The 2,477-nt window shown below is 67.1% G+C and carries 4 protein-coding genes; 2 read left to right on the top strand and 2 right to left on the bottom strand.

Going from position 1 to position 2,477, the window contains the following annotated elements:
• A partial coding sequence (locus JYJ84_RS34105; RefSeq protein ID WP_205190090.1) for a GntR family transcriptional regulator occupies positions 1–290 on the bottom strand: 290 nt, incomplete at its 3' end.
• Positions 291–416: 126 nt separating this feature from the next.
• On the opposite strand from JYJ84_RS34105, the gene JYJ84_RS34110 reads away from it, so the two are divergent.
• Positions 417–1,304 carry a DMT family transporter gene (locus JYJ84_RS34110; RefSeq protein WP_122947662.1) on the top strand — a complete coding sequence of 296 codons (888 nt, stop codon included), beginning with the start codon at positions 417–419 and terminating at the stop codon, positions 1,302–1,304.
• 57 nt (positions 1,305–1,361) lie between these two features.
• On the opposite strand, the gene JYJ84_RS34115 is transcribed toward JYJ84_RS34110, so the two are convergent.
• Entirely contained in the window at positions 1,362–1,730 is a 369-nt protein-coding gene (locus JYJ84_RS34115; RefSeq protein ID WP_122947661.1) for a VOC family protein, read from the bottom strand.
• A 77-nt stretch (positions 1,731–1,807) separates the two neighbouring features.
• Here JYJ84_RS34115 and JYJ84_RS34120 point away from each other — a divergent pair.
• Positions 1,808–2,477 (top strand): YafY family protein (locus tag JYJ84_RS34120; protein ID WP_205190091.1); only part of this gene is annotated, 670 nt, incomplete at its 3' end.

Genomic DNA, 2,477 nt, shown 5'->3' on the forward strand with positions numbered 1-2,477 from the left:
TCGAGCTGCGGGCCGAGATCGGCGAGCGCGAGCGGCGGCGCGTGCCCCGACACGTAGAAACCCGAGCCGCGGCGCGCGACGAGCACGCCTTCGCTCGCGAGCCGTTCGTATGCATCGACGACGGTCGATTTCGACACGCCGAGCGCGTCCGCCATCATCCGGATCGACGGCACGCGCGCACCGGGCACGAGTGCACGGCTCGCGATTCGTGCGCGCAAGGTATCCATCACGGTTTCCACGCGTGTGCGCGACGGGGTGGGCGGAACGGGAAGCGGGGTGGCGTGGCTCATGGCGAAGAATGAACTGTACGGCCAGTTGTCCAGTACAGTTTGTCCGAATTGTATTGGGCTGTAGCTTACGCGCTTTTCGCGGGCGGCGGATCATCGGTCATCCACTTACCCCGTTCAGGATTTCCCGTGCAAAAGACGACCGACGGATGGCTCAGCGGCCTGCTGGGCGTGATCATCTTCAGTGGCTCGCTGCCCGCGACGCGTATCGCGGTGCAGGGGCTCGACCCGCTATTCCTCACCTTTGCGCGCGCGACGATCGCCGGCGCGCTCGGCTTGTTGCTGCTCGTCGTGCTGAAGCAGCGGCGGCCGACGCGCGCCGAGGCCGTGTCGCTGGCCATCGTCGCGCTCGGGGTCGTGATCGGCTTTCCGTTGCTGACGGCGCTTGCGCTGAAACACGTGACCTCCGCGCATGCGATCGTGTTCGTCGGGTTGCTGCCGCTCGCGACCGCGCTGTTCGGCGTATGGCGCGGCGGCGAACGGCCGCGGCTGCCGTTCTGGATCTTCTCGATCATCGGCAGTGGCGCGGTGGCCGCGTTTGCGCTGCGCAACGGTGGCGAAGCGTCGGTGGTCGGCGATGCGCTGATGCTCGCCGCGATCGTCGCATGCGGGCTCGGTTACGCGGAAGGCGCACGCCTGTCGCGCGAGCTCGGCGGGTGGCAGGTGATCTCGTGGGCGCTCGTGCTGTCGCTGCCGTTGATGCTGCCGCTCACGTGGCTCACCTGGCCCGCGTCGTTCGACGGCGTCGATGCCGCGGCGCTGTGGAGCCTCGCGTACGTGTCACTGTTCAGCATGCTGATCGGCTTCGTGTTCTGGTATCGCGGGCTGGCGCTCGGCGGGATCGCGGGCGTCGGCCAGTTGCAGCTGCTGCAGCCGTTCTTCGGCTTGCTGCTGGCGGCCGGGCTGCTGCACGAGACGGTGCCGCCATCGATGGTCGTGGTGACGGTCGTCGTGGTCGGCTGCGTGGCGGGCGCGAAATATTTCTCGAAAATAGTGCCCGCGCAGCGTGCGAGCTGACGCATACGCCTTCGGCGGGCCGCGGGCGCGACCCGTCGAAGGTCGGTCCGCTCGCGCTCAGTCGTCCGGCGTGCATACGCGCAAGCGGTGGCCGTCCGGGTCGAGCGCGACGAACGTCAGGCCGAATACCGCCGTCATGGGCGCTTGCTCGAACGGCACGCCGAGTGCCTGCCACGCTTCGTACAGGCGCCGGACTTCGCGGTCGTCGTCGACCATGAAGGCCAGCTCCGAGCGGTGGCCGGCGCCGCCCGATACGAAATCGCGCGCGCTGGTCGACCACAGGCCCAGATGCAGCCCGTTGTCGAATGTGAATGCCGCATAGGTGGGAAACACCGCGACGGGCGAACGCTGGAACAGGCGCTCGTAGAACTGCGCGCTGCGCGCGGGGTCCTCGACATACAGAAGAACGAGATTCGGGGAAGTCATGCGGAGCCGTCCTGGGATCGATTAAGATGCGTCCCATTCTATGAATGGATGCTGTCAGAAAGTGGCAGCATGGAACGATGACGCGTGCCGAACGATTGCTCTCGCTGCTGCAGGTGCTGCGGCGCTACCGCCGCCCGGTGAGCGGCCGCGTGCTGGCCGGGGAACTCGGCGTCAGCCTCCGTACGGTCTATCGCGATATCGCGTCGCTGCAGGCGCAAGGGGCGGACATCGATGGCGAGCCGGGTGTCGGCTATGTGCTGCGCGCCGGGTTCATGCTGCCGCCGCTGATGTTTTCGCAAACGGAACTGGAAGCGCTGATGCTCGGCTTTCGCTGGGTCGGGAAGTTCGCGGATGCGCAGCTCACGACGGCTGCTGCCGATGCGTTCGCGAAGATCTCCGCGGTGCTGCCCGCCGAATTGCGCCGCGAGATGGAGTGCACGACACTGCTCGTCGGCCCGCGCACGATCGTGGATCGGGAAACCATCGACATGAGTGTCGTGCGCGCGGCGATCCGAACCGAAGGCAAGCTCAGGATCCGCTACACGGGCGAGGGCCGGAAAGCGACCGACGAACGGATCGTGTGGCCGTTCGCGCTCGGCTATTTCAATGACGTGCGGATTCTGGCGGCATGGTGTGAAGGCCGGAACGATTTCCGGCATTTCCGGACGGATCGCATCGTCGGGCTCGAACCGCTGGACGTGCGCTATCCGCGGCGGCGCGCGGCGTTGCTGAAGGCGTGGCGCGCGG

The sequence above is a fragment of the Burkholderia sp. LMG 13014 genome, from assembly GCF_905232215.1.
Taxonomy (GTDB): domain Bacteria; phylum Pseudomonadota; class Gammaproteobacteria; order Burkholderiales; family Burkholderiaceae; genus Burkholderia.

Coding starts and splice junctions, on each gene's coding strand:
- JYJ84_RS34115 (WP_122947661.1), bottom strand. CDS start 1,730: ATGACTTCCCCGAATCTCGTTCTTCTGTATGTCGAGGACCCCGCGCGC.